Below are 26,442 nucleotides of genomic sequence, written 5' to 3' on the forward strand. Positions count from 1 at the left end.
GCTCCTGAGCGGGGCATTCATGCTGCCTGGGCGCTGGTGACCATCTTGCGGGCATGCGCCAGTGATTCTTCGGTCAGGTCGACGCCGCCAAGCATGCGGGCGATTTCCTCGATGCGGCCCTGGTCGTCGAGCTTGCTCACTGCGGTGGAGGTGGCGCCCTGGCCGCGGCGTTTGTGCACGAACAGATGCTGATGACCCTGTGCGGCGACTTGCGGCAGGTGGGTGACGCACAGCACCTGACCACGCTCGCCGAGGCGGCGAAGGAGCTGGCCGACTACCTCGGCGGTGGGGCCGCCGATGCCGACATCCACCTCATCGAAGACCAGGGTCGGTACGCGGGAGGTTTGTGCGGTGATCACCTGGATCGCCAGGCTGATACGCGACAGTTCCCCGCCCGAAGCCACCTTGGCCAGCGGGCGCAGCGGTTGGCCCGGGTTGGCGCTGACCAGAAACTCGACGATCTCCAGACCGTTTGCCTGGGGTTCAGTCCCTTCCAGGCTCTGCAGTTGCACGCTGAAGCGGCCGCCCGGCATGCCCAGTGTCTGCATTTCCTTTTCCACTTTCTTGGCCAGGCGTTCGGCAGCCTTGCCGCGCAGGGTGCTTAGTTCGGCGGCTTTTTCCTGATAGTGGCGGGCATAGGCAGCCAGTTCCTCAGCGAGTCGCTCGCTGGCCTGGTCGTCGGCATTGAGCCCTTCCAGTTCCTCGAACAGCTGTTGCTGCAGTGCGGCCAGCTCGCTGGGTTGAATGCGATGCTTACGCGCCAGGGTGTAGATGGTATCCAGGCGCTCTTCGAGGCTCTGCTGGCGTTCAGGGTCGGCGTCGAAATGATCGAGAAAGCGGTTGAGCTCGCCGACTGCTTCTTCCACCTGGATCTGCGCGCTGGCCAGCAGGTTGCTGGCTTCGCCAAGGGCGTTGCTCTGGTTGCCGAAACCGCCGAGGCGGTTGAGGCTGGCGGTGAGTGCCGACAGCACGTTGCCGGCGTCGCTCTCGCTGCACAGGTCGAGTACCTGACGACAGGCACCAAGCAGGGCTTCGGCGTTGCTCAGGGCCTTGTGTTCCTGCTCCAGTTGTTCCAGCTCGTTCTCGCCGAGGGCGAGGTTTTCCAGTTCTTCCAGCTGGTAGCTGAGCAACTGGTGGCGGGCGCGTTGCTCGTCACCAATGCTGGAAATGCGCTCCAGCTCGTTGCGGGTCTGCTTCCAGCGTTGCGCCGCCAGTTGTACCTGGCGCGCCAGTTCCTGACTGCCGGCGTATTCGTCGAGCAGCCGGCGGTGGGTATCGTTCTTGAGCAGCGACTGATGTTCATGCTGGCTGTGAATGTCGATCAGCAGTTCGCCGAGTGCCTTGAGGTCGCTCTGTGGGCTGGGCGTGCCGTTGATATAACCGCGCGAACGGCCTTCTGCGGTGATGACGCGGCGCAGGATGCATGGGCCGTCGTTGTTCAGGTCACGTTCAGCCAGCCAGGCGCGGGCCTCGGCAATGTCGCTCAGGTCGAAGCTGGCGAGCAGGTCGGCCTTGTCCGCTCCGGGGCGTACCACGCCACTGTCGGCGCGGTCACCCAGGCACAGGCCGAGGGCGTCGAGCATGATCGACTTGCCAGCGCCGGTTTCGCCGCTGATGGTGCTCATGCCAGCATCCAGTTCGAGATCCAGATGGTCGACGATGGCGTAGTTGTGAATGGACAGGTGCACCAGCATGGCGAACGCTCCCGAATTGATGTCTGGTTATTTATACAGTGTTTTTTCTTTCTCTGGCAATCCTCCCTATCGCCCCTTGAAACCTGTGGAATTGACTCCATATAGGCGGCAGGAGCGCGAGCCGGTATCGCGCCAGTTTTTTCGAGAGGAGAAAGGCATGGCTGACGAACAGACCCTGGATACGCAGAACCCCGAGGCGCAGGCGGCAGATGCTGTTGCGGCGGGCGATGACCTGGCTGCTCGCGTGCAAACGCTGGAAGAGCAACTGGCTGCTGCGCAGGATCAGTCGCTGCGCATGGCTGCCGATCTGCAGAACGTGCGTCGTCGCGCGGAGCAGGATGTGGAGAAAGCGCACAAATTCGCGCTGGAGAAGTTCGCCGGTGATCTGCTGCCGGTAATCGACAGCTTGGAGCGTGGTCTGGAGCTGTCCAGCCCTGACGATGTATCGATCAAGGCCGTACGTGAAGGCATGGAACTGACCCTCAAGCTGTTCCACGACACCCTGGCTCGCTACAACCTGGAAGTCATCGATCCGCACGGTGCGCCGTTCAATCCGGAGCACCACCAGGCCATGGCCATGGAAGAGAGCATTCATGCCGAGCCGAACTCGGTGCTCAAGGTGTTCCAGAAGGGCTATGTGCTCAATGGTCGCCTGCTGCGCCCGGCCATGGTCGTGGTCAGCAAGGCGCCAACGACGCTGCCGCCGAGTATCGACGAGCAGGCTTGAAATCAGCTGTAACGACCCCATTTTTAAGTCAAGCGTTTTAGTGCTGCCGGCGCCTGAGAAACGAGGCGACGGAAAAATCAAAGTTTCGGGAGAATATTCATGGGCAAAATTATCGGTATCGACCTGGGGACTACCAACTCCTGCGTCTCTATTTTGGAAAATGGCAACGTCAAGGTAATCGAGAACGCCGAAGGCGCTCGTACCACGCCGTCGATCATCGCTTACGCCAACGACGGTGAAATCCTCGTCGGCCAGTCGGCCAAGCGTCAGGCCGTGACCAACCCACATAACACCCTTTACGCGGTGAAGCGTCTGATCGGCCGTCGTTTCGACGAAGAAGTCGTGCAGAAAGACATTCAGATGGTGCCGTACAAGATCGCCAAGGCTGACAACGGTGACGCCTGGGTCGAGGTCAATGGCCAGAAGATGGCTCCGCCGCAAATCTCGGCTGAAATCCTCAAGAAGATGAAGAAGACCGCCGAAGACTATCTCGGCGAGCCGGTCACCGAAGCGGTCATCACCGTTCCGGCTTACTTCAACGACAGCCAGCGCCAGGCCACCAAAGATGCGGGTCGCATCGCTGGTCTGGACGTCAAGCGCATCATCAACGAGCCGACTGCGGCTGCGCTGGCTTACGGTATGGACAAGGCCAAGGGCGACCACACCGTGATCGTCTATGACCTGGGCGGCGGTACCTTCGACGTGTCGGTCATCGAGATCGCCGAAGTCGATGGCGAGCACCAGTTCGAAGTGCTGGCTACCAACGGCGACACCTTCCTCGGTGGTGAAGACTTCGACATTCGTCTGATCGACTACCTCGTCGACGAATTCAAGAAAGAAACCGGTATGAACCTCAAGGGCGACCCGCTGGCCATGCAGCGCCTGAAGGAGGCTGCCGAGAAGGCCAAGATCGAGCTGTCCTCGAGCCAGCAGACCGACGTCAACCTGCCGTACATCACTGCAGATGCCACCGGTCCGAAGCACCTGAACGTGAAGATCTCCCGCTCCAAGCTGGAGTCGCTGGTCGAGGATCTGGTGCAGCGCACCATCGAGCCTTGCCGCATCGCGCTCAAGGACGCCGGTGTCGACGTGGGTTCGATCAACGACGTAATTCTGGTCGGCGGTCAGACCCGCATGCCGCTGGTACAGAAGCTGGTGACCGAGTTCTTCGGCAAGGAACCCCGCAAGGACGTCAACCCGGATGAAGCCGTCGCCATGGGCGCTGCCATTCAGGGGGCCGTTCTGGCCGGTGACGTCAAGGACGTTCTGCTGCTCGACGTGTCCCCGCTGACCCTGGGTATCGAAACCATGGGTGGCGTAATGACTGCGCTGATCGAGAAGAACACCACCATCCCGACCAAGAAGTCGCAGGTGTTCTCTACTGCCGATGACAACCAGAGCGCCGTGACCATTCACGTGCTGCAAGGTGAGCGCAAACAGGCCGCGCAGAACAAGTCGCTGGGCAAGTTCGACCTGGCCGAGATTCCGCCGGCTCCGCGTGGCGTGCCGCAAATCGAGGTGACCTTCGATATCGACGCCAACGGCATCCTGCACGTGTCCGCCAAGGACAAGGCCACTGGCAAGCAGCAGTCCATCGTGATCAAGGCCAACTCCGGTCTGTCCGATGACGAAATCGAGCGCATGGTGCGTGATGCCGAGGCCAACGCCGAGGAAGACCGCAAGTTCGAAGAGCTGGCCACTGCGCGTAACCAGGGCGACCAACTGGTACACGCCACTCGCAAGATGCTGACCGAGGCGGGCGACAAGGCCACTGCCGACGAGAAAGCGGCCATCGAGAAGGCTATCGGCGAGCTGGAAGCTGCGGTCAAGGGCGACGACAAGGCGGCCATCGAGGCCAAGATCAACGCCCTGTCCGAGGCCACCACGCCGCTGGCGCAGAAGATGTACGCCGAACAGCCGCAGCCGGGCGCTGCCCAGCCTGACGCGCACGACGCCAAGGACGCCGGTGACGACGTGGTCGACGCCGAGTTCGAAGAGGTCAAGGACAACAAGTAAGCCTCGGCTCGCTTGTGCTCTGCCTCGCCATGCGAGGCAATCCGTCGCGCGGGGGCTTGCTCCCGCGTCGGCGTGTCTGGAGGGTGCGAATTTTGAAGGTGCAGAAAACCCATGGCTAAACGCGATTATTACGAAGTGCTCGGTGTCGAGCGCGGCGCCAGCGAGGCGGAGCTGAAGAAGGCTTACCGTCGCCTGGCGATGAAGTACCACCCGGATCGCAATCCGGACGACAAGGACGCCGAGGAGAAATTCAAGGAGGCCAACGAGGCCTACGAGGTGCTCTCCGATGCGGCCAAACGCTCGGCCTACGACCAGTACGGTCATGCCGGCGTCGATCCGCAGATGGGCGGTGGTGGCGGTGCCGGTTTCGGCGGCGCCAACTTCTCCGACATCTTCGGTGACGTGTTCAGCGACTTTTTTGGTGGCAGCCGCGGCGGTTCGCGTGGCGGCGCCCAGCGTGGCAGCGACCTGCGCTACACCCTGGAGCTGGATCTGGAAGAGGCGGTGCGTGGCACCAGCGTGACCATTCGCGTGCCGACCCTGGTTAGTTGCAAGACCTGTGATGGCAGCGGTGCGAAGAAGGGCACCAGCCCGGTCACCTGTACCACCTGCGGTGGTATTGGCCAGGTGCGCATGCAGCAGGGTTTCTTCTCGGTGCAGCAGACCTGCCCGCGTTGCCACGGCAGCGGCAAGATGATCACCGACCCCTGTGGCAGCTGCCACGGCCAGGGCCGCGTGGAAGAGAGCAAGACGCTGTCGGTCAAGGTGCCGCCGGGCGTCGATACCGGCGACCGCATTCGCCTGTCCGGCGAGGGCGAGGCCGGCTCCCATGGTGGTCCGGCGGGCGATCTGTACGTGGTGGTCAACGTGCGCGAGCACGCGATCTTCCAACGTGACGGCAAGCACCTGTACTGCGAAGTGCCGATCAGCTTCGCCGATGCCGCCCTGGGTGGCGAGCTGGAAGTGCCGACCCTCGATGGCCGGGTCAAGCTGAAGATCCCCGAAGGCACCCAGACCGGCAAGCTGTTCCGCCTGCGCGGCAAGGGCGTGGCCCCGGTGCGTGGCGGTGGTGCCGGCGACCTGATGTGCCGGGTGGCGGTGGAAACGCCGGTCAACCTGAACAAGCGTCAGCGCGAGCTGCTCGAAGAGTTCCGCAAGTCGCTGCAGGGTGACGACTCCCACTCGCCCAAGGCCAGTGGCTGGTTCGAAGGCGTCAAGCGCTTCTTCGGCGACGTATAAAACAGCGTATCGGGCGCGGCTCCCGTCCGCGTCTCGATGCGTCAGCTTGGAGCTGAATTGTTATGCAACGTATCGCAGTAATGGGCGCCGCCGGGCGCATGGGCAAGATTCTGATCGAAGCCGTACAGCAGGCCGAGGGCGCCGCGCTCAAGGCCGCCATCGATCGTCCCGATAGCAGCCTGATCGGCGCCGACGCCGGTGAGCTAGCTGGCCTGGGCAAGATCGGCGTGAAGCTGGTTGGCGACCTGGCGTCGGCGGTTGCCGATTTCGACGTGCTGATCGACTTCACCCACCCCTCGGTAACCCTGAAGAACCTGGAAGTCTGCCGTCAGGCCGGCAAGGCCATGGTCATTGGCACTACCGGTTTCTCCCCTGAGGAAAAACAGCTGCTGAATGAGGCCGCCAAGCAGATTCCCATCGTCTTTGCCGCCAACTACAGCGTGGGCGTCAACCTCTGCCTGAAGTTGCTGGATACCGCTGCCCGCGTGCTGGGTGACGACGTGGATATCGAGATCATCGAAGCCCACCACCGGCACAAGGTGGATGCACCCTCCGGCACTGCCCTGCGTATGGGGGAGGTGGTCGCCAATGCCCTAGGCCGTGATCTGCAGAAGGTCGCTGTGTATGGCCGCGAAGGCCAGACCGGGGCGCGCGAACGTGAAACCATCGGCTTTGCCACCGTGCGTGCCGGTGACGTGGTGGGCGACCATACCGTGCTGTTCGCCGCCGATGGCGAGCGTGTGGAGATCACTCACAAGGCCTCCAGTCGCATGACCTTCGCCAAGGGCGCCGTGCGTTCGGCGCTGTGGCTGCAGGGGCGTGATGCCGCACTGTACGACATGCAGGATGTGCTGGGCCTGAAATAGGGCAAAGGGAGGCGGGAGCTTGCCTCCCGCTCGTGCATGGATGTTCCGGGGTAACTGATGACGCCTTTGAATCTGGATGACGTGGCCCGCTACGTCGAACTGAACATTGGTGCCTTCCACGAGAAGCGCATCGCCAGTCTGGGGCGCCTGAAACTCAAGGATGTGCTCAAGCGCAAGAACCCCTACATGTACAGGGCCAAGCACGTGCTGACCGCGGAGCAGATCATTCGCGGCATCGTCGATGCGCACATTTCCTCCAACGAGGAGACGCTGTTCGGTGATTGGCTGGAGGGACTGGCCATTTTCATCAATGGCCAGGTCTACGGTGGCTGGAAGTCCGGTATTACCGGCGTCGATCTCGAGTTCGACCGCGACGGACGGCGCTACATCGTGGCCATCAAGTCCGGCCCGAACTGGGGCAACAGTTCGCAGATCGGTCAGATGAAAACCAATTTCCTGACCGCGCAGCGCACCTTGCGCACGGGCAATTCCGGCTTGCAGGTCGTCGCCGTCAATGGCTGCTGCTATGGCCGCGACAACAACCCGGACAAAGGCAGCTACTACAAGTACTGCGGTCAGCGCTTCTGGTCATTCATCTCGGGGGACGACCAACTCTACGTGGAGCTGATCGAGCCGCTGGGCTTCAAGGCGCGCGAACGCAACGATGAGTTCGCTGAAAGCTACGGGCAGATGATCAACAAGTTCACCCGTGAATTCACCCTCGAATTCTGTGACGAGCAGGGCGCCATCGACTGGACGCGCCTGCTGCGTTTCAATTCCGAGGCCTGAGTCATCAGCTGATCGCCAGCTCCAGTTGCGCCTTGCGTCGTTGCTGCTCGAAGGCCTTGCGCCATTCTTCATGGCAGGTGGCCTGGTAGCGCGAGAAGCGGAAATGGCGTGGTGCCTCTTTTGCCTTGCCTGCCAGCAGATCCCGCAACAGTTTGCCGACGGCATGTCCCAGGCTGATCGGCACGGCATTGCCGACCTGTTTGTACTGCTGGATCAGTGGCCCGGCCAGTTGCCAGTCATCCGGAAACTCCTGGATGCGTTTGTATTCCTCGATCGACAGCGGACGATCCGCTTCCGGGTGCGCCAGGTCGGTGGCCGGCATGGCAGGGTGCGTTACCAGGGTGGGTGATGGTTTGTCCCAGGCCAGGCGACGCAGAAAGCCGGTCTTGCCGCCTCCGGCGAAGTAGGATTTGCCCAGTGCTTCACGCTGCTGATCCTCGGGCAGGTTGCGCCAGTTCTGCCCGGCCTTGAGCAAGCGATAGAAGCGCAGGCGCTTTTCCGGGAAGTTCAGGTGGTTGTGGCTGTTCAGTCCCTCCAGCGCCTGGCGGACAGTGCGCCAGGCCGGCAGCCCTTGAGCACCGTCCTCGCTGTGGGTCGGTGTCAGGAAGGGCGCAGGCTTGCCATCTCGTGAGCAGATGATGATGACGCGCTCACGAATCTGTGGCGTGCCGAAGTTGGCCGAGTTGTACAGGTTGAACGAGGTGGCGTAGCCGGCATTGCTCAGCTTGCTCAGGACGAAGTTCAGTGCGCCGCCCTTCATCTCGTCGAGGGACAGGTCGGGGAAGTCCGGGCCGCGCTGGTCATGTGGGCGGTGATCCATCGGGCAGGACAGCAGGCCGCGTACGTTCTCGATGACGATATAGGGTGGCCTGATCTCCAGCGCCAGATCGATGAACTTGAGAAAGGCGTTGCCGCGTTCGTCATTGAAGGCCTTGCGTTTGCCGGCCGTGCTGAAGGCCTGGCAGGGCGGCCCGCCGATGATGACGTCGATAGCCTCGCGTGGCGTGCCGGCAGCTTCGAGCACCTGCTCGGCGGAGCAACTGTTGATATCGCCCAGCAACGCTGTGTCGGGGCGGTTCAGGGCGATGGTCTGGCGGCAGTACTTATCGAATTCGCAGGCCAGGCGTATGTCGAAACCGGCCTTCTCCATGCCAAGGTCGAGACCCATGGCGCCGGAGAAAAAACTCAGCGCGACAGGGCTGCTCTTGCTGCGCTCGGGCGCGTGATAGGCAGGATGATCCTCTGCAATCATGTGTGCTGTTCTTAATCCGTATTGGGTCACGCTTTCCTGGTCGATGATCCAGGTCTTGCCGACTCGCTCGGCTCGCAGTGCTTGAGTGCGGCAGAGCGTGCGGGTGCGCTGAGGGCTTATGTGGAGCTGGCGTGCAGCATCTTCGATGCTGATCTTGGTACTCATCAGGGGTTTCTCATGCGAAACCTGTAAGAAGTACCAATGGTTTCCTGGCGTCTCAGCGCTGTCAACCCTGTCTCAGGCTCGCCGGTGGGAAGCGGGTATGCCTTTTTGCCCTTTTCGACTTTCGATTTTTGGCTCTTTCCTGTAAGCTTCCCGCTTTAGTGTGTCCACTAAAAGTTACGCAGAAATGGCTCTGATAAAAAAGCGGGATGACCTTCACACGTCATCCCGCTTTTTTACAATCTGCGTTTGCTTCAAGCCTTGATCGAGACGGAGGTCTTCTTGACTAAGCCAGCCCCTAAACCCGCCATTCTGGCCCTCGCTGACGGCAGCATCTTTCGCGGCGAATCAATCGGGGCCGATGGCCAGACCATCGGTGAGGTGGTGTTCAACACCGCCATGACCGGCTATCAGGAAATCCTTACCGATCCTTCCTATGCCCAGCAGATCGTTACCCTGACCTACCCCCACATCGGCAACACCGGCACCACGCCGGAAGACGCCGAGTCCAATCGCGTATGGGCCGCCGGCCTGATCATCCGTGATCTGCCGCTGATTTCCAGCAACTGGCGCGACAAGCAGCCGCTGGACGAGTACCTGAAGGAAAATGGCACCGTCGCCATTGCCGGCATCGATACCCGTCGCCTGACCCGCATCCTGCGCGAGAAGGGTTCGCAGAACGGTTGCATCCTGGTTGGCGATGACGCTACCGAAGAGAAGGCGCTGGAGCTGGCCCGCAGCTTCCCTGGCCTCAAGGGCATGGATCTGGCCAAGGTGGTCAGCTGCACCGAGCGCTACGAGTGGCGCTCCAGCGTGTGGAATCTGAAAAACGACAGCCACCCGGAAATCCCGGCCAGCGAGCTGCCTTATCACGTGGTCGCCTACGACTACGGCGTCAAGCTGAACATCCTGCGCATGCTGGTCGAGCGCGGCTGCCGCCTGACCGTGGTGCCGGCGCAGACCCCGGCCAGTGAAGTGCTGGCGCTGAATCCCGATGGCGTGTTCCTGTCCAACGGCCCAGGCGACCCTGAGCCGTGCGACTACGCGATCCAGGCGATCAAGGACGTGCTGGAAACCGACATCCCGGTATTCGGCATCTGCCTCGGCCACCAGTTGCTGGCCCTGGCCTCCGGCGCCAAGACCCTGAAAATGGGCCACGGCCACCACGGTGCCAACCACCCGGTGCAGGATCTCGATACTGGCGTGGTGATGATCACCAGCCAGAACCACGGTTTTGCCGTGGATGAAACCAGCCTGCCGGGTAACCTGCGCGCGATCCACAAGTCGCTGTTCGACGGCACCCTGCAGGGCATCGAGCGTACCGACAAGGCCGCCTTCAGCTTTCAGGGCCACCCTGAAGCCAGCCCTGGCCCGCACGACGTTGCGCCGTTGTTCGACCGTTTCATCAATGAGATGGCCAAACGCCGCTAAGCCCCGCCGAGCAGAGAATTCGAGAAGACCATGCCAAAACGTACAGACATCAAAAGTATCCTGATCCTCGGCGCCGGCCCCATCGTCATCGGCCAGGCCTGCGAGTTCGACTACTCCGGCGCCCAGGCCTGCAAGGCGCTGAAGGAAGAAGGTTTCCGCGTCATCTTGGTGAACTCCAACCCGGCCACCATCATGACCGACCCGGCCATGGCCGACGCCACCTACATCGAGCCGATCAAGTGGGCCACCGTGGCCAAGATCATCGAGAAGGAGCGGCCGGACGCCCTGCTGCCGACCATGGGTGGTCAGACCGCGCTGAACTGTGCGCTGGATCTGGAGCGCCATGGCGTGCTGGAGAAGTTCGGCGTCGAAATGATCGGCGCCAACGCCGACACCATCGACAAGGCTGAAGACCGTTCGCGCTTCGACAAGGCGATGAAGGACATTGGCCTGGCCTGCCCGGTCTCGGGTATCGCACACAGCATGGAAGACGCCTACGGCGTGCTCGAGAAGGTTGGCTTCCCGTGCATCATCCGTCCGTCCTTCACCATGGGCGGCACTGGTGGCGGCATCGCCTACAACCGTGAAGAGTTCGAAGAAATCTGCGCCCGCGGTCTCGACCTGTCGCCGACCAGCGAGCTGCTGATCGACGAGTCGCTGATCGGCTGGAAGGAATACGAGATGGAGGTGGTCCGCGACAAGAAGGACAACTGCATCATCGTCTGCTCCATCGAGAACTTCGACCCGATGGGTGTGCACACTGGCGACTCGATCACCGTTGCTCCGGCCCAGACCCTGACCGACAAGGAATACCAGATCCTGCGTAACGCCTCGCTGGCGGTACTGCGCGAGATCGGCGTGGAAACCGGCGGCTCCAACGTGCAGTTCGGCATCTGCCCGAACACCGGGCGCATGGTCGTCATCGAGATGAACCCGCGCGTGTCGCGCTCCTCGGCGCTGGCTTCCAAGGCCACCGGCTTCCCGATCGCCAAGATCGCCGCCAAGCTGGCTGTCGGTTACACCCTCGACGAGCTGAGCAACGACATCACCGGCGGTCGTACCCCGGCGTCGTTCGAGCCGGCCATCGACTACGTGGTGACCAAGGTGCCGCGCTTCGCCTTCGAGAAATTCCCGAAAGCCGACGCCCGCCTGACCACCCAGATGAAGTCCGTCGGCGAAGTCATGGCCATCGGCCGTACCTTCCAGGAATCCATGCAGAAAGCCCTGCGCGGCCTGGAAGTCGGCGTTGCCGGTTTCGATCCGAAGCTCGACCTGAACGATCCGGAAGCCGAAAGCACCCTGCGCCGTGAGCTGACCGTGCCCAGCGCCGACCGTATCTGGTACGTGGCCGATGCCTTCCGCGCCGGCAAGACCGTTGCCGAAGTATTCGAGCTGACCCGCATCGACGAGTGGTTCCTGGTACAGATCGAAGATCTGATCAAGGACGAGGCCACCGTACAGACCCTGGGCCTGTCGGCCATCGACCGCGATCTGATGTTCAAGCTCAAGCGCAAGGGCTTCTCCGATGCGCGCCTGGCCAAGCTGCTCGGCGTTTCCGAGAAGAGCCTGCGTGCCCATCGCCACAAGCTCAAGGTGCTGCCGGTGTACAAGCGCGTGGATACCTGCGCCGCTGAGTTCGCCACCGACACCGCCTACATGTACTCGACCTACGAGGAAGAGTGCGAAGCCAACCCGAGCAGCCGTGACAAGATCATGATCCTCGGCGGTGGCCCCAACCGCATCGGCCAGGGTATCGAGTTCGACTACTGCTGCGTACACGCCGCGCTGGCCATGCGTGAAGACGGTTACGAGACCATCATGGTCAACTGCAACCCGGAAACCGTCTCCACTGACTACGACACCTCTGATCGCCTGTACTTCGAGCCGGTGACCCTGGAGGACGTACTGGAAATCGTCCGCGTCGAGCAGCCGAAAGGCGTCATCGTCCAGTACGGTGGTCAGACTCCGCTGAAAATCTGCCGCGCGCTGGAAGAGGCGGGTGTACCGATCATCGGCACCAGCCCCGAGGCCATCGACCGCGCCGAAGACCGCGAGCGTTTCCAGCAGATGGTACAGCGCCTCGGTCTGCGCCAGCCGGCCAACGCCACCGCACGCAGCGAAGACGAGGCTCTGGCGCTGTCGAAGAACATCGGTTATCCGATGGTGGTGCGTCCGTCCTACGTACTGGGCGGCCGGGCGATGGAAATCGTCTACCAGGAAGAAGAACTCAAGCGCTACATGCGTGAAGCGGTGAAGGTCTCCAACGACAGCCCGGTGCTGCTGGATCGCTTCCTCAACTGCGCCATCGAAGTGGACGTGGATGCGGTCAGCGACGGCGAGAGCGTTGTCATTGGCGCGATCATGCAGCACATCGAGCAGGCCGGCGTGCACTCCGGTGACTCCGCTTGCTCGCTGCCGCCATACTCGCTGCCGGCGCACATCCAGGACGAGATCCGTGACCAGGTCAAGAAAATGGCCCTGGAGCTCGGCGTCGTTGGTCTGATGAACGTGCAGATGGCCGTTCAGGGTGAAGACATCTACGTCATCGAAGTGAACCCGCGTGCCTCGCGTACCGTGCCGTTCGTTTCCAAGTGCGTGGGCGAATCCCTGGCCAAGGTCGCTGCTCGCGTCATGGCTGGCAAATCCCTGGCCGAAGCGGGCTACAACGAGGAAATCATCCCGCCGTACTTCAGCGTGAAGGAAGCGGTGTTCCCGTTCGCCAAGTTCCCGGGCGTCGACCCGATCCTCGGCCCAGAAATGAAATCCACCGGTGAGGTCATGGGCGTTGGCGACACCTTCGGCGAAGCCTTCGCCAAGGCTCAGCTGGGTGCCAGCGAGATCCTGCCGAACTCCGGTTGCGCGTTCATCAGCGTGCGCGAAGACGACAAGCCGGAAGCTGTTCAGGTCGCCCGCGACCTGGTTGCGCTGGGCTTCGAAGTGGTCGCCACTGCTGGTACTGCCAAGGTGATCGAGGCTGCTGGTCTGCCAGTACGCCGGGTGAACAAGGTGACCGAAGGTCGTCCGCATGTCGTCGACATGATCAAGAACGATGAAGTGACCCTGATCATCAACACCACCGAGGGGCGTCAGTCGATTGCTGACTCCTACTCGATCCGTCGTAACGCCCTGCAGCACAAGATCTACTGCACCACCACCATCGCGGCTGGTCAGGCGGTCTGTGAAGCGCTCAAGTTCGGCCCGGAGAAAACCGTGCGCCGGCTGCAGGATCTGCATGCAGGAATCAAGGCATGAACAAATATCCCATGACCGTCCAGGGCGCTCGCGCCCTGGAAGAAGAGCTGGCGCACCTGACCAAGGTGCGTCGCCCCGCACTGAGTCAGGCGATCGCCGAGGCTCGCGAGCTGGGTGATCTCAAGGAAAACGCCGAATACCATGCCGCCCGCGAAGAGCAGGGCATGGTCGAGGCACGTGTGCGTGATATCGAAGGCCGTCTGCAGAACGCCGTGATCATCGATGTCACCACCATCGAGCACACTGGCAAAGTGATCTTCGGTACCACGGTGGAAATCGCCAACGTCGAGACCGATGAAAGCGTGACCTACCAGATCGTGGGTGAGGACGAAGCCGACATCAAGCAGGGCAAGCTGTCCGTTGGCTCGCCTATCGCCCGTGCCCTGGTGGGCAAGAGCGAGGGTGATGTGGTGGCGGTGAAGACTCCCAGCGGCCTGGTTGAGTACGAGATTGTCGAAGTCCGCCACATCTAGGTTGCAGGGCGCGTCGAAGCCGGCTGCCATGGCCTGGCAGCTGGCCCTGCCGCTATGGGTGGGCGGCTTGTGGACATGGCAGTTCGTCATGCTGCCGGCCATCGGCCAGTTCGGCCTGGCGCCTTTGCTGGTACAGGAAATTGCCTCGCATCTGGTGCCGCTGCTGGTCGCTTTGACGGCTGTATGCGTCGGCCTACAGAGTGCGGTGCTGTTGCGTTGCGAGGGATTCGCCAGCCTGTGGCGGGACATGCGTGGTCAGCTGTTGCTGACCGTCGCACTCATGGCATTCAGCTATTGGCTGGCGCCGAAGCTGTTGGAGGACGCCAGTTACTGGCTACGCTTCAGCTATCTGGTGATGGCGTTTTCCGGGCTGTTGCTGGTGCTACAGCCCGTGCCCGGTCGAGAGCGTCAGGGCTGAGGGTAATCAGCCCTGGTAGCGGATGACGTTGGAGAGGTTGCGGTTCGGCTTGGGATTCTTGCGATAGAGTATCGCCACCTTGCCAATGCTCTGTACCAGCTCGGCACGTCCGGCTTCACACAGTGCGCCGATGGCGGCCTGGCGATCTTCGCGTTCGGCGAGGCGCAGCTGCACTTTGATCAGCTCGTGATCGTTCAGTGCTCGATCCAATTCGGCCAGCACGCCCTCGGTCAAACCATTGTCAGCCACGATCAATACAGGTTTCAGGTGGTGGCCGATAGATTTGAATTGTTTCTTCTGCTCTTGAGTGAGCGGCATAATCGTTAGTACCTAATTCGGTCTGGAAAACGGCGCCTATCTTACCCGAGCCCGCGCAGTTATTCATGACCCGTTGAGTCAGAGGTTTCAGTGGCACGTTCCAAGACCAGCCAGCGTTGGCTGAAAGAACATTTCGACGATCCTTACGTGAAGATGGCGCAGAAGGACGGCTACCGTTCGCGCGCCAGCTACAAGCTGCTGGAAATCCAGGAGAAGGATCGCATCCTGCGCCCCGGCATGACCGTGGTCGACCTTGGCGCCGCGCCTGGCGGTTGGTCGCAGGTGACCAGCCGGGTGATCGGCGACAAGGGGCGGCTGATCGCCTCCGACATTCTGGAGATGGACAGCATCCCCGATGTCACCTTCATTCAGGGCGATTTCACCGACGATGCGGTATTCGCGCGAATTCTCGAGGCCATCGGCGAAAATCCGGTCGACCTTGTTATTTCCGACATGGCCCCCAATATGAGTGGGGTGAGAACCGCCGATCAGGCGCGTGCGATGTATCTGTGCGAGCTGGCGTTGGATCTGGCCGGCCGCGTGTTGCGTCCGGGCGGCGATTTTCTGATCAAGATCTTCCAGGGCGAAGGTTTTGACGCTTATCACAAGCAGGTGCGTGAGACGTTCGACAAGGTGCAGATGCGTAAACCGCTGTCGTCGCGTGATCGTTCCCGCGAACAATATTTGCTGGCCCGCGGTTTTCGCGGTTAGGACAAGGAAACTGGCGGTCTCTGGGCAGGTCTCAACCGTCGAAACCTCATAAAGGGTTACAGACGGTGCCTGCCAGAAGCGGGCGTTTGGTGTAAGTTAGGTCGGTATATCATTGGTCGTCATGGGAAGCTCGCTTCGCCACGAGGCCTGCTTCAGAGGGTAGCTAATTGAACGACATGGCAAAGAATCTGATCCTGTGGCTGATCATCGCGGCCGTACTGGTCACCGTGATGAACAACTTCTCCAGTCCGAGCGAGCCACAGACGCTGAGCTACTCGCAATTCATCGAGCAGGTCAAGGAAGGGCGCGTCGAGCGCGTGACCGTCGACGGCTACGTGATCACCGGCAAGCGCACCGACGGCGAAGGTTTCAAGACCATCCGTCCGGCGATCCAGGACGGTGGCCTGATCGGTGATCTGATCGACAACAATGTGGTGATCGAGGGCAAACAGCCTGAGCAGCAGAGCATCTGGACTCAGTTGCTGGTGGCCAGCTTCCCGATTCTGGTGATCATCGCGGTGTTCATGTTCTTCATGCGCCAGATGCAGGGCGGTGCTGGCGGCAAGGGTGGGCCGATGAGTTTCGGCAAGTCCAAGGCGCGCCTGCTCTCCGAAGACCAGGTCAAGACCACCTTCGCTGACGTCGCTGGTTGCGACGAGGCCAAGGAAGAGGTCAGCGAGCTGGTGGAATTCCTTCGCGATCCAGGCAAGTTCCAGCGCCTGGGTGGCCGCATCCCGCGCGGCGTGCTGATGGTCGGCTCGCCGGGTACCGGTAAGACGCTGCTGGCCAAGGCCGTTGCCGGTGAGGCGAAAGTACCGTTCTTCACCATTTCCGGTTCCGACTTCGTGGAAATGTTCGTCGGCGTGGGGGCTTCCCGCGTCCGTGACATGTTCGACCAAGCCAAGAAGCACGCGCCATGCATCATCTTCATCGACGAGATCGACGCCGTGGGTCGCCATCGTGGCGCCGGCATGGGCGGTGGTCACGACGAGCGTGAGCAGACGCTCAACCAGTTGCTGGTTGAGATGGATGGCTTCGAAATGAACGACGGCATCATCGTCATCGCTGCGACCAACCGTCCGGACGTACTCGACCCGGCGCTGCTGCGCCCGGGCCGCTTCGACCGTCAGGTAGTGGTCGGTCTGCCGGACATTCGTGGCCGCGAGCAGATTCTGAAAGTGCACATGCGCAAAGTGCCGATGGGTGACGACGTCCAGCCGGCCGTTATCGCACGTGGTACGCCGGGCTTCTCCGGTGCCGACCTGGCCAACCTGGTCAACGAGGCCTCGCTGTTCGCCGCTCGTGCCGGCAAGCGTCTGGTCGAGATGAAGGAATTCGAACTGGCCAAAGACAAGATCATGATGGGCGCCGAGCGCAAGACCATGGTCATGTCCGACAAGGAGAAGCTCAACACTGCGTTCCACGAGGCGGGGCACGCCATCGTCGGTCGCCTGGTGCCCGAGCATGATCCGGTCTACAAGGTTTCCATCATCCCGCGCGGTCGTGCGCTGGGTGTGACCATGTTCCTGCCGGAAGAGGATCGTTACAGCCTGAGCAAGCGTGCGCTGACCAGTCAGATCTGCTCGCTGTTCGGTGGTCGTATCGCCGAAGAAATGACCCTGGGCTTCGATGGCGTCACTACCGGTGCTTCCAACGACATCATGCGTGCTACCCAATTGGCCAAGAACATGGTCACCAAGTGGGGCCTGTCGGAGAAACTCGGTCCGCTGATGTATGCCGAGGAAGAGGGTGAGGTGTTCCTCGGACGCAGCATGGGCAGCCAGGCCAGCAACGTCTCTGGCGAGACGGCCAAGCAGATCGACGAGGAAGTTCGCCGCATCATCGACGAGTGCTATGCCACTGCGAAGAAGCTGTTGGTGGAGAATCGCGACAAGCTCGATGCCATGGCTGAAGCGCTGATGAAGTACGAGACCATCGACTCCGAGCAGATCGACGACATCATGAATGGCCGCGTACCGCGCGAGCCGCGCGGTTGGGGTGATGGTGATTCCGGTACGCCGCAACCGAAAGTCGACGAGACGCCTCGTCCCGAGAAGCCAATCGGCGGCCCGGCTGCCGAGCACTAAGGTTTCATATGTCTCAAACGCTACACCCGAGCCGGTTGCCCTGTGGCAACCGGCTTCTTGATTTGTCCCGTCCGCATGTGATGGGTATTCTCAATGTCACGCCCGATTCCTTTTCCGATGGTGGCCGCTTCGCTCAGCGCGATGCGGCGCTGCGTCATGCTGCCGATATGGTTGCCGCTGGCGCTACGCTGATCGATGTCGGCGGCGAGTCCACTCGCCCTGGTGCGCGGGTAGTCTCCCCCGTCGAGGAGCTTGAGCGTGTTGCGCCTGTGGTCGAGGCCATTGCGCGTGAGCTGGACGTGATCATTTCCGTGGATACCTCCACGCCCGCGGTCATGCGTGAAACCGCGCGGCTTGGCGCTGGCTTAATCAATGACGTGCGTTCCCTGCAACGTGACGGTGCATTGGATGCGGCTGCCGACACCGGTTTGCCCGTGTGCCTCATGCACATGCGCGGCGAGCCCGGCAATATGCAGGACAACCCTGAGTATCCGGACATCCTGGTCGAGGTGCGTGACTTCCTCGTCGAGCGCATGGCGGCCTGTGCGACCGTCGGTATCCCCGCCGAGCGGCTGGTGCTCGATCCAGGCTTTGGTTTTGCCAAGACCCTGGAGCACAATCTCGCCCTGTTCAAGCATATGGATCGGCTCTCTGTGCTGGGTCGACCGCTTCTGGTTGGCGTTTCCCGCAAGAGCATGATCGGCAAGGTGCTCGGTCATGAGGTGGGTGGGCGGCTCTATGGCAGCCTGGCGCTGGCCGCGCTGGCCCTGACCAAGGGCGCACATATTCTGCGTGTGCACGATGTTGCCGAAACGGTCGATGTGGTGCGCATGATCGCTGCGGTTGACGCGGCGCACTAGCAGGCTGTTGAAAACGTAGGCGAGGCAGTCTGACCTAGGCAAAAACAGCCGAGAAAGCGCAGTTTACGCGCTGTAAATGAGCATTTTGAGGCTGTTTTTAACAACGGCCAGACAACGCAGGTAGTTTTTCAGCAGCCTGCTAACAAGGAAAGCGTTATGGCTAGAAAGTACTTCGGCACCGACGGTATTCGGGGGCGCGTCGGGCAGTTTCCCATTACCCCGGATTTCATGCTCAAGCTCGGCTGGGCGGCGGGTATGGCATTTCGTAAGCAGGGCAAGTGCCGCATTCTGATCGGTAAGGACACGCGCATTTCCGGCTATATGTTCGAGTCCGCGTTGGAGGCTGGACTTGCTGCAGCCGGTGCTGATGTGCAGTTGCTCGGCCCGATGCCGACGCCGGCAATTGCCTATCTGACCCGTACCTTCCAGGCTGATGCCGGTATCGTCATCAGTGCCTCGCACAATCCGCATGACGACAATGGCATCAAGTTCTTCTCCAGTGAGGGCACCAAGTTGCCCGATGATGTGGAGCTGATGATCGAAGAGCTGCTCGATCAGCCGATGACCGTGGTCGAATCGGCCGGTATCGGCAAGGCCTCGCGCATCAACGATGCCTCGGGTCGCTATATCGAGTTCTGCAAGGGCAGCGTGCCCAGCGGTACCAGCTTCAAGGGCCTGAAGATCGTCGTCGATTGCGCTCATGGCGCCGCCTACAAGGTCGCGCCCAGCGTGTTCCGTGAATTGGGCGCCGAAGTGAAGGTGATGGCGGCGCAGCCTGATGGTCTCAATATCAATGATGGCTGTGGCTCGACGCATATTGCGGGCTTGCAAGCTGAGGTTCTGGCGCACGGCGCTGATCTGGGTATCGCTTTCGATGGTGATGCTGATCGTGTGCTGATGGTCGATCAGTATGGTGCGATGGTCGATGGTGATGAGCTGCTGTTCATCATTGCGCGTGATCTGCAGGAGCGTGGTCGCTTGCACGGCGGTGTAGTCGGTACCTTGATGAGTAATCTGGGGCTGGAGCTGGCGCTGGCCGAGCTGAACATTCCCTTTGTGCGTGCCAAGGTCGGTGATCGCTATGTGATCGCTGAGCTGCTGGCGCGCAACTGGTTGCTCGGTGGTGAAAATTCGGGGCACCTGGTGTGCTTCCAGCACACGACCACGGGGGATGCGATCATCGCTGCGCTTCAAGTGCTGATGGCGCTCAAGCGTCGCCAGCAGACGCTGGTGGAGGCGCGCACGGCTCTGAAGAAGTGTCCTCAGGTGCTGGTCAACGTGCGCCTGGCTGGTGCGGCCGATCCGCTGGAGCACCCTTCCGTGAAGGAGGCCTGTGCACGCGTAACCGAGCGCATGGCTGGCCGTGGTCGCGTGCTGTTGCGCAAGTCGGGTACCGAGCCGCTGGTGCGGGTAATGGTCGAGGGTGATGATGAGGGCCAGGTGCGCAGCTATGCCGATGAATTGGCTAAGATTGTTGCTGAAGTCTGTGCTTGATTGAGCTTGCTACCGAGGGTGCTCTTGGGTAACATCTGCGCCCTCTTTGATCGACGAGGTAAAACATGCGTCGCCCCTTGGTCGCCGGTAACTGGAAAATGCACGGTACCCGCGCCAGCGTCGCAGAGCTGATCGAAGGGTTGCGTCGGCAGGTGTTACCTGCTGATGTCGATGTCGCGGTGTTCCCCTCAAGTTTGCATGTCGCTCAGGTCGTCGATGGTCTGGCTGACGGTGCGGTGCAGGTTGGGGCGCAGGATTGTGCGGCGCAGCTTGAGCAGGGTGCCTTGACCGGCGAATTGGCGACAAGCCAGTTGGTCGATGGCGGTTGCAAGCTGGTGCTGGTAGGCCACTCCGAGCGTCGTCTGATTCTGGGCGAAAGCGATGAGATGGTCGTTCGCAAGTTTGCAGCGGTGCAGGCGGCGGGGTTGATCCCTGTTCTCTGTCTCGGCGAGACCCGCGAGCAGCGTGAGTCGAATGCAACGCTGGGTGTAGTAGGTGGCCAGTTGGCTGCGGTGATCGATGCTCTGGGTGTCGAGTCGCTGGTAAATGCTGTGGTTGCCTACGAGCCGGTCTGGGCCATTGGTACTGGGCTGACCGCTACGCCTGAGCAGGCTCAGGAAGTGCATGCGGCCATTCGCGCGCAAGTTGCGCAGCTGAGTGCCGATGTTGCGAGTGGGCTGAGAATTCTTTATGGCGGCAGTGTGAAGGCCGCCAGTGCAGCCGAGTTGTTCGGTATGCGGGATATCGATGGGGGGCTTGTGGGTGGAGCCTCTCTGAATGCGGATGAATTCGGTGCGATCTGTCGCGCTGCAGGAAACTGAAGAATGCTGGAAACAGTCATTGTTGTTCTGCACCTGCTGGGTGCGATCGGTATTGTGGTACTGGTGCTGTTGCAGCAGGGTAAGGGTGCGGACGCTGGCGCGTCGTTCGGTTCGGGTGCTTCGGCAACCGTATTCGGAAGCCAAGGTTCTGCTACCTTTCTGAGTAAGTTTACTGCTATACTCGCCGCGGCTTTTTTCACTACTAGCTTGGGCTTAGCGTACTTTGCTAAAGAAAAAGCTGAAGGATTGACTCAAGTTGGTCTGCCAGATCCAGCGGCTCTGGAAGTTCAACAAAAGCCGGCAGTCGAAGACGTGCCGGTGCTCGAAGAGCAAGCGCCAGCATCCGATGCGTCGGATGTTCCGGAGGCTCCAGAGCAGTAACCGTTTTGCCGAGGTGGTGGAATTGGTAGACACGCTACCTTGAGGTGGTAGTGGCCATAGGCTGTAGGGGTTCGAGTCCCCTCCTCGGTACCATACTCAAGAAGGCCCGCAGTTTGCGGGCCTTCTTGTTGCTGGAGTCTTGGTTGACCCCTGTTGGGGGCAGCCGTATAATTCCGGCCCAGCTTTGACGCGGGGTGGAGCAGTCTGGTAGCTCGTCGGGCTCATAACCCGAAGGTCGTTGGTTCAAATCCAGCCCCCGCAACCAGTTTCAGCAGGCCCCTTTTCAGGGGCTTTTTGTTAGCTGAAAGATATCGTCCACCTGCATTGGGTGGGTTGAAGGGATGGGCGTTTCGCCCATTTTTTATTTGCACAGCATGCGCGAGGGCCGTTAAGTGTCGAGCAAGCTAGAACAGTTGCAGGCCTTGTTGGCCCCGGTAATCGAAGCACTCGGTTATCAGTGTTGGGGCATCGAGTTCCTGTCGCAGGGGCGTCATTCGTTGCTGCGTGTCTATATCGACAAAGCCGATGGCATCCTCATCGACGATTGCGAGATCGTCAGCCGTCAGCTCAGTGGTGTACTGGATGTCGAGGATCCAATTACCTCGGAGTACACCCTTGAGGTTTCTTCTCCTGGCATGGATCGGCCGCTGTTCACCCTCGAACAGTTCGCGATGCATGTCGGTGAGCAGGTAAAAATCAAGCTGCGTTCGCCTTTCGATGGTCGACGCAACTTTCAGGGCCTCCTCCGTGGTGTGGAGGAGCAGGACGTGGTGGTGCAGGTGGATGACCACGAATATCTGCTGCCGATCGATCTGATCGACAAGGCCAACATTATCCCCCGGTTTGATTGAGACGCGAATTCCGCGTCGGTGCGTAGATCTCGCAATTTGATGCGGGGACGCAGGTAACGCGGATTGCGCAAATCCAATGGATTGCGAAAGGCGAGGCGTACGATGAGCAAAGAAGTACTGCTAGTTGTTGAGTCGGTATCCAACGAAAAGGGTGTACCGGCTGGCGTGATTTTCGAGGCGCTGGAGCTGGCTCTGGCGACCGCGACCAAGAAACGTTTTGAGGACGAAGTCGACCTGCGAGTGTCGATCAATCGGCAGAACGGCAGTTACGAAACCTTCCGTCGCTGGACCGTGGTCGATGAGTCCGAGTTCGAAGATCCGGCCTATCAGGTGACCGAGGACATGCCGCAAGCCGTCGAGGCCAAGGCCAAGATCGGTGACGTGCTGGAAGAGAAGATCGAGTCCATCGAGTTCGGTCGTATCGCCGCCCAGACCGCCAAGCAGGTGATCGTGCAGAAAGTGCGCGAAGCCGAGCGTGCGCAAGTGGTCGATGCCTACCGCGAACGCCTGGGTGAGATCATCTCCGGTACCGTGAAGAAGGTCACCCGTGACAGCGTCATCGTCGACCTGGGCAACAATGCCGAGGCGCTGCTGGCCCGCGAAGACATCATCCCGCGTGAAACCTTCCGCGTTGGTGTGCGTCTGCGTGCACTGCTCAAGGAAATCCGCACCGAGAACCGTGGTCCGCAGCTGATCCTGTCGCGTACCGCGCCGGAAATGCTGATCGAGCTGTTCCGCATCGAAGTGCCGGAAATCGCCGAAGGCCTGATCGACGTCAAGGCTGCCTCCCGTGACCCAGGTTCGCGCGCCAAGATCGCCGTGCGCTCCAAAGACAAGCGTATCGACCCGCAAGGCGCCTGCATCGGCATGCGCGGTTCGCGTGTTCAGGCCGTTTCCGGCGAGCTGGGCGGCGAGCGTGTCGACATCGTGCTGTGGGACGACAACCCTGCGCAGTTCGTGATCAACGCCATGTCGCCGGCTGAAGTGGCGGCGATCATCGTCGATGAGGATGCCCATGCCATGGACATCGCCGTTGGCGAAGACAACCTGGCCCAGGCCATCGGTCGTGGTGGTCAGAACGTACGCCTGGCCAGCCAACTGACCGGCTGGACGCTGAACGTGATGACCGAATCGGACATCCAGGCCAAGCAGCAGGCAGAAACCGGCGACATCATGCAGTCCTTCATCGACGAGCTGGAAGTCGACGAAGAACTGGCCCAAGTCCTGGTCGAAGAGGGGTTCACCAGTCTCGAAGAGATTGCCTACGTACCCATGGAAGAAATGCTCAGCATCGATGGCTTTGACGAGGACATCGTCAATGAGCTGCGTGCACGGGCCAAGGATCGTCTGCTGACCAAGGCGATCGCCAACGAGGAGAAGTTGGCAGATGCCCACCCAGCGGATGACCTGCTGGAGCTGGAAGGCATGGACAAGGCGCTGGCTCTCGAGCTCGCGCTGCGCGGCGTGATTACCCGTGAAGACCTGGCCGAGCAGTCGATCGACGACCTGCTCGACATCGACGGCATCGAAGAAGAACGTGCCGGCAAGCTGATCATGGCCGCTCGAGCCCACTGGTTCGAATAAGCGGTTGCGGCCTGAGGAGAAAGATGCATGACGCAAGTCACGGTGAAAGAACTGGCCCAAGTGGTCGACACTCCGGTGGAACGCCTGCTGCAGCAGATGCGTGAAGCTGGGCTGTCCCACAACAGTGCCGAACAAGTAGTGACCGATAGCGAGAAACAGGCCCTGTTGGCCCATCTCAAGAGCAGTCACGGCGACAAGGTCGAAGAGCCGCGCAAGATTACCTTGCAGCGCAAGACCACCAGCACCCTGCGTGTGGCGGGTAGCAAGACCATCAGCGTAGAAGTGCGCAAGAAGAAGACCTTCGTCAAGCGCAGCCCGGAAGAGCTCGAAGCCGAAAAGCAGCGTGAGCTCGAAGAGCAGCGCGCTGTGGCTGAAGCCGCTCGCCTGAAAGCCGAGGAAGAGGCCAAGCGCCAGGCCGAAGAAGAAGCCAAACGCCAGGCCGCTAGCGCCACTGCTGCGCCTGCCGAGGCTCAGGCTCCGGTAGCCGCTGCAGTCGAGCCGGCTGTTGCCGCTCCTGTGGTCGAGGTCGAGCGCAAGAAAGAAGAAGTGCGTCGCCCCGAGAAGGCCCGCTCCGACGAAGACGAGCGCCGCGATCGCAAGCACACCCAGCATCGCCCTGCTACCAAGGAGAAGGCGCCGGCTCCGCGCGTCGCTCCACGTAGCGTCGATGAAGAAAGCGACGGTTTCCGTCGTGGTGGCCGCGGCAAGTCGAAGATGAAGAAGCGCAACCAGCATGGCTTCCAGGCTCCGGCCGGCCCGGTAGTGCGCGACGTGGCAATTGGCGAGACCATTACCGTGGCCGATCTGGCTCAGCAGATGTCGGTCAAGGCCGCCGAAGTCATCAAGTTCATGTTCAAGATGGGCACTCCGGTGACCATCAACCAGGTGCTGGATCAGGAAACTGCCCAGCTGATCGCCGAAGAGCTGGGCCACAAGGTCAAGCTGGTCAGCGATAACGCTCTGGAAGACTCCCTGGCCGAGTCGCTGAAGTTCGAAGGCGAGGCGGTGTCCCGCGCGCCGGTCGTGACCGTGATGGGCCACGTCGACCACGGCAAGACCTCGCTGCTCGACTACATCCGTCGCGCCAAGGTGGCTTCCGGTGAAGCGGGTGGTATCACCCAGCACATCGGTGCCTACCACGTGGAAACCGAGCGCGGCATGGTCACCTTCCTCGACACCCCCGGTCACGCCGCGTTTACCCAGATGCGTGCACGTGGTGCCAAGGCGACCGACATCGTCATCCTGGTCGTCGCTGCTGACGACGGCGTGATGCCGCAGACCCAGGAAGCCGTACAGCACGCGAAAGCGGCTGGCGTGCCGATCGTGGTCGCGGTGAACAAGATGGACAAGCCGGAAGCCAACCCGGACAACATCAAGAACGGCCTGGCTGCTCTCGACGTGATCCCGGAAGAGTGGGGCGGTGATGCGCCGTTCGTACCGGTTTCTGCCAAGGCGGGTACCGGCATCGATGAACTGCTCGAAGCCGTACTGCTGCAGGCCGAAGTTCTCGAACTGAAAGCCACGCCGTCGGCACCGGGTCGTGGTGTCGTGGTCGAGTCGCGCCTGGACAAGGGCCGTGGCCCGGTTGCCACCGTGCTGGTTCAGGACGGTACGCTGCGTCAGGGCGATATGGTGCTGGTCGGCGTCAACTATGGCCGCGTGCGCGCCATGCTTGACGAGAACGGCAAGCCGATCAAGGAAGCTGGCCCGTCCATCCCGGTCGAAATCCTCGGCCTCGACGGTACGCCGGATGCCGGTGACGACATGACCGTGGTCGCCGACGAGAAGAAGGCCCGTGAAGTTGCTCTGTTCCGTCAAGGCAAGTTCCGCGAGGTCAAGCTGGCCCGTGCTCACGCCGGCAAGCTGGAAAACATCTTCGAGAACATGGGCCAGGAAGAGAAGAAAACCCTCAACATCGTCCTCAAGGCCGACGTGCGTGGTTCTCTGGAAGCGCTGCAAGGCTCGCTCAGCACCCTGGGCAACGACGAAGTGCAAGTGCGTGTGGTCGGTGGCGGCGTCGGTGGTATCACCGAATCCGATGCCAACCTGGCGCTGGCCTCCAATGCCGTGCTGTTCGGCTTCAACGTCCGTGCTGACGCCGGTGCGCGCAAGATCGTCGAGGCCGAAGGCCTGGACATGCGCTACTACAACGTCATCTACGACATCATCGAAGACGTCAAGAAGGCGCTCACCGGTATGCTCGGCAGCGATGTTCGCGAGAACATCCTGGGTACCGCCGAAGTGCGTGACGTGTTCCGTTCGCCGAAGTTCGGCGCGGTCGCCGGTTGCATGGTCATTGAAGGCACTGTCTTCCGTAACCGTCCGATCCGCGTACTGCGTGAAGACGTGGTGATCTTCGAGGGCGAGCTGGAATCCCTGCGTCGCTTCAAGGACGACGTCGCCGAAGTGCGTAACGGCATGGAGTGCGGTATCGCCGTGAAGAGCTACAACGACGTCAAGGTCGGCGACAAGATCGAAGTGTTCGAGAAAGTCCAGGTGGCTCGCAGCCTGTAATCGCGAGTCGCAACACGCAACGCCCGGCCCCGCATTCGCGCGGCCGGGCGTTTGCCGCTTTTGAGTCCGCTGGCGAATAGACGGCGGACGAAGTAAAGGTAAGTAGAAAATGGCCAAAGATTACAGCCGTACACAGCGTATCGGCGACCAGATGCAACGCGAACTGGCCCAGCTCATCCGGCGTGAGGTCAAGGATCCGCGTTTGGGGCTGGTGACCATTACTGCGGTCGACGTCAGCCGTGATATCGGCCACGCCAAGGTCTTCATCACCGTTATGGGGCAGGACGACTCCAATGCCGTCGCCGAGAGCCTCAAGGTGCTCAACGATGCAGCCGGTTTCCTGCGCATGCAGTTGGGCAAGGCGATGAAGCTGCGCAGCGTGCCGCAGTTGCATTTCCACTACGACGAGAGCGTCCAGCGCGGTGCTCACCTGTCGGCGCTGATCGAGCGTGCCGTGGCGGAAGATCGTCTGCACGACGACACTGCCGGTTCCAAGGAGTAA

Annotated in this window: 22 protein-coding genes and 2 tRNA genes; 21 read left to right on the forward strand and 3 right to left on the reverse strand. The window is 61.1% G+C overall.

Going from position 1 to position 26,442, the window contains the following annotated elements; genetic code table 11:
- Positions 1–17: 17 nt before the first annotated feature.
- Positions 18–1,694 carry a DNA repair protein RecN gene (gene recN, locus HS968_RS05490; RefSeq protein ID WP_182370488.1) on the reverse strand — a complete coding sequence of 559 codons (1,677 nt, stop codon included), beginning with the start codon at positions 1,692–1,694 and terminating at the stop codon, positions 18–20.
- Positions 1,695–1,851: 157 nt separating this feature from the next.
- On the opposite strand from recN, the gene grpE reads away from it, so the two are divergent.
- From grpE to HS968_RS05515, 5 genes are all read left to right on the forward strand, one after another.
- Positions 1,852–2,421 carry a nucleotide exchange factor GrpE gene (gene grpE, locus HS968_RS05495; RefSeq protein WP_182370489.1) on the forward strand — a complete coding sequence of 190 codons (570 nt, stop codon included), beginning with the start codon at positions 1,852–1,854 and terminating at the stop codon, positions 2,419–2,421.
- Between the two features lie 99 nt (positions 2,422–2,520).
- Complete coding sequence (dnaK, locus tag HS968_RS05500) at positions 2,521–4,437, forward strand: molecular chaperone DnaK (RefSeq protein ID WP_119694734.1); 1,917 nt, start codon at positions 2,521–2,523, stop codon at positions 4,435–4,437.
- Between the two features lie 111 nt (positions 4,438–4,548).
- Positions 4,549–5,676, forward strand: a complete 1,128-nt coding sequence (gene dnaJ / locus HS968_RS05505; protein WP_179623988.1) for a molecular chaperone DnaJ — start codon at positions 4,549–4,551, stop codon at positions 5,674–5,676.
- 62 nt (positions 5,677–5,738) lie between these two features.
- Positions 5,739–6,542: a 4-hydroxy-tetrahydrodipicolinate reductase gene (gene dapB / locus HS968_RS05510; protein ID WP_182370490.1), complete on the forward strand. Its 804-nt coding sequence runs from the start codon at positions 5,739–5,741 to the stop codon at positions 6,540–6,542.
- Between the two features lie 57 nt (positions 6,543–6,599).
- The gene (locus tag HS968_RS05515; RefSeq protein WP_119694731.1) at positions 6,600–7,331 is read left to right on the forward strand and encodes a PmeII family type II restriction endonuclease; all 732 of its coding nucleotides are present in this window, start codon (positions 6,600–6,602) and stop codon (positions 7,329–7,331) included.
- 4 nt (positions 7,332–7,335) lie between these two features.
- On the opposite strand, the gene HS968_RS05520 is transcribed toward HS968_RS05515, so the two are convergent.
- The gene (locus HS968_RS05520) at positions 7,336–8,748 is read right to left on the reverse strand and encodes a DNA cytosine methyltransferase (protein WP_182370491.1); all 1,413 of its coding nucleotides are present in this window, start codon (positions 8,746–8,748) and stop codon (positions 7,336–7,338) included.
- A 279-nt stretch (positions 8,749–9,027) separates the two neighbouring features.
- Between HS968_RS05520 and carA the strand changes: the two genes are divergently transcribed.
- Genes carA through HS968_RS05540 form a run of 4 tightly spaced genes read left to right on the forward strand, consistent with a single transcriptional unit; the run spans position 9,028 to position 14,319 of the window.
- Complete coding sequence (carA, locus tag HS968_RS05525; protein WP_119694729.1) at positions 9,028–10,176, forward strand: glutamine-hydrolyzing carbamoyl-phosphate synthase small subunit; 1,149 nt, start codon at positions 9,028–9,030, stop codon at positions 10,174–10,176.
- 30 nt (positions 10,177–10,206) lie between these two features.
- Entirely contained in the window at positions 10,207–13,428 is a 3,222-nt protein-coding gene (carB, locus tag HS968_RS05530; RefSeq protein WP_182370492.1) for a carbamoyl-phosphate synthase large subunit, read from the forward strand.
- Complete coding sequence (gene greA, locus HS968_RS05535) at positions 13,425–13,901, forward strand: transcription elongation factor GreA (RefSeq protein WP_119694727.1); 477 nt, start codon at positions 13,425–13,427, stop codon at positions 13,899–13,901. Before carB ends, greA begins: the two co-directional genes overlap by 4 nt.
- Positions 13,879–14,319 carry a DUF4149 domain-containing protein gene (locus HS968_RS05540; RefSeq protein WP_182370493.1) on the forward strand — a complete coding sequence of 147 codons (441 nt, stop codon included), beginning with the start codon at positions 13,879–13,881 and terminating at the stop codon, positions 14,317–14,319. The genes greA and HS968_RS05540 overlap by 23 nt, the downstream gene beginning before the upstream one ends.
- Positions 14,320–14,325: 6 nt before the next feature.
- Here the strand turns inward: HS968_RS05540 and yhbY are convergent, their stop codons facing one another.
- Positions 14,326–14,637, reverse strand: coding sequence for a ribosome assembly RNA-binding protein YhbY (gene yhbY, locus HS968_RS05545; protein WP_106739005.1), 312 nt, complete (start codon positions 14,635–14,637; stop codon positions 14,326–14,328).
- A 90-nt stretch (positions 14,638–14,727) separates the two neighbouring features.
- Between yhbY and rlmE the strand changes: the two genes are divergently transcribed.
- The 12 genes from rlmE to rbfA all read left to right on the forward strand — a co-directional run bounded on the left by rlmE (position 14,728) and on the right by rbfA (position 26,442).
- Positions 14,728–15,348: a 23S rRNA (uridine(2552)-2'-O)-methyltransferase RlmE gene (gene rlmE / locus HS968_RS05550; protein WP_179623994.1), complete on the forward strand. Its 621-nt coding sequence runs from the start codon at positions 14,728–14,730 to the stop codon at positions 15,346–15,348.
- A gap of 176 nt (positions 15,349–15,524) precedes the next feature.
- On the forward strand, positions 15,525–17,435 hold the full coding sequence (gene ftsH / locus HS968_RS05555) for an ATP-dependent zinc metalloprotease FtsH (protein ID WP_119694724.1): 1,911 nt from the start codon (positions 15,525–15,527) through the stop codon (positions 17,433–17,435).
- Positions 17,436–17,443: 8 nt separating this feature from the next.
- A complete protein-coding gene (gene folP / locus HS968_RS05560) occupies positions 17,444–18,295 on the forward strand; it encodes a dihydropteroate synthase (protein WP_182370494.1) in 852 nt (283 codons plus the stop codon).
- Between the two features lie 156 nt (positions 18,296–18,451).
- Complete coding sequence (gene glmM, locus HS968_RS05565) at positions 18,452–19,789, forward strand: phosphoglucosamine mutase (RefSeq protein WP_182370495.1); 1,338 nt, start codon at positions 18,452–18,454, stop codon at positions 19,787–19,789.
- Positions 19,790–19,854: 65 nt separating this feature from the next.
- Positions 19,855–20,610: a triose-phosphate isomerase gene (gene tpiA / locus HS968_RS05570; protein ID WP_182370497.1), complete on the forward strand. Its 756-nt coding sequence runs from the start codon at positions 19,855–19,857 to the stop codon at positions 20,608–20,610.
- Positions 20,611–20,613: 3 nt separating this feature from the next.
- Entirely contained in the window at positions 20,614–20,991 is a 378-nt protein-coding gene (secG, locus tag HS968_RS05575; protein ID WP_106739011.1) for a preprotein translocase subunit SecG, read from the forward strand.
- 7 nt (positions 20,992–20,998) lie between these two features.
- Positions 20,999–21,084: transfer RNA gene (locus tag HS968_RS05580), tRNA-Leu, on the forward strand.
- Between the two features lie 95 nt (positions 21,085–21,179).
- Positions 21,180–21,256: transfer RNA gene (locus HS968_RS05585), tRNA-Met, on the forward strand.
- A gap of 127 nt (positions 21,257–21,383) precedes the next feature.
- Positions 21,384–21,842 (forward strand): ribosome maturation factor RimP, encoded by a 459-nt coding sequence (gene rimP, locus HS968_RS05590; protein WP_106739012.1) that lies wholly within the window; start codon positions 21,384–21,386, stop codon positions 21,840–21,842.
- Positions 21,843–21,944: 102 nt separating this feature from the next.
- Positions 21,945–23,426 carry a transcription termination factor NusA gene (gene nusA, locus HS968_RS05595; protein WP_182370499.1) on the forward strand — a complete coding sequence of 494 codons (1,482 nt, stop codon included), beginning with the start codon at positions 21,945–21,947 and terminating at the stop codon, positions 23,424–23,426.
- A gap of 27 nt (positions 23,427–23,453) precedes the next feature.
- Positions 23,454–25,940 (forward strand): translation initiation factor IF-2, encoded by a 2,487-nt coding sequence (infB, locus tag HS968_RS05600; RefSeq protein WP_182370500.1) that lies wholly within the window; start codon positions 23,454–23,456, stop codon positions 25,938–25,940.
- 109 nt (positions 25,941–26,049) lie between these two features.
- Positions 26,050–26,442, forward strand: coding sequence for a 30S ribosome-binding factor RbfA (gene rbfA / locus HS968_RS05605; RefSeq protein WP_119694718.1), 393 nt, complete (start codon positions 26,050–26,052; stop codon positions 26,440–26,442).

This window comes from Pseudomonas berkeleyensis (genome assembly GCF_014109765.1).
GTDB lineage: Bacteria > Pseudomonadota > Gammaproteobacteria > Pseudomonadales > Pseudomonadaceae > Aquipseudomonas > Aquipseudomonas berkeleyensis.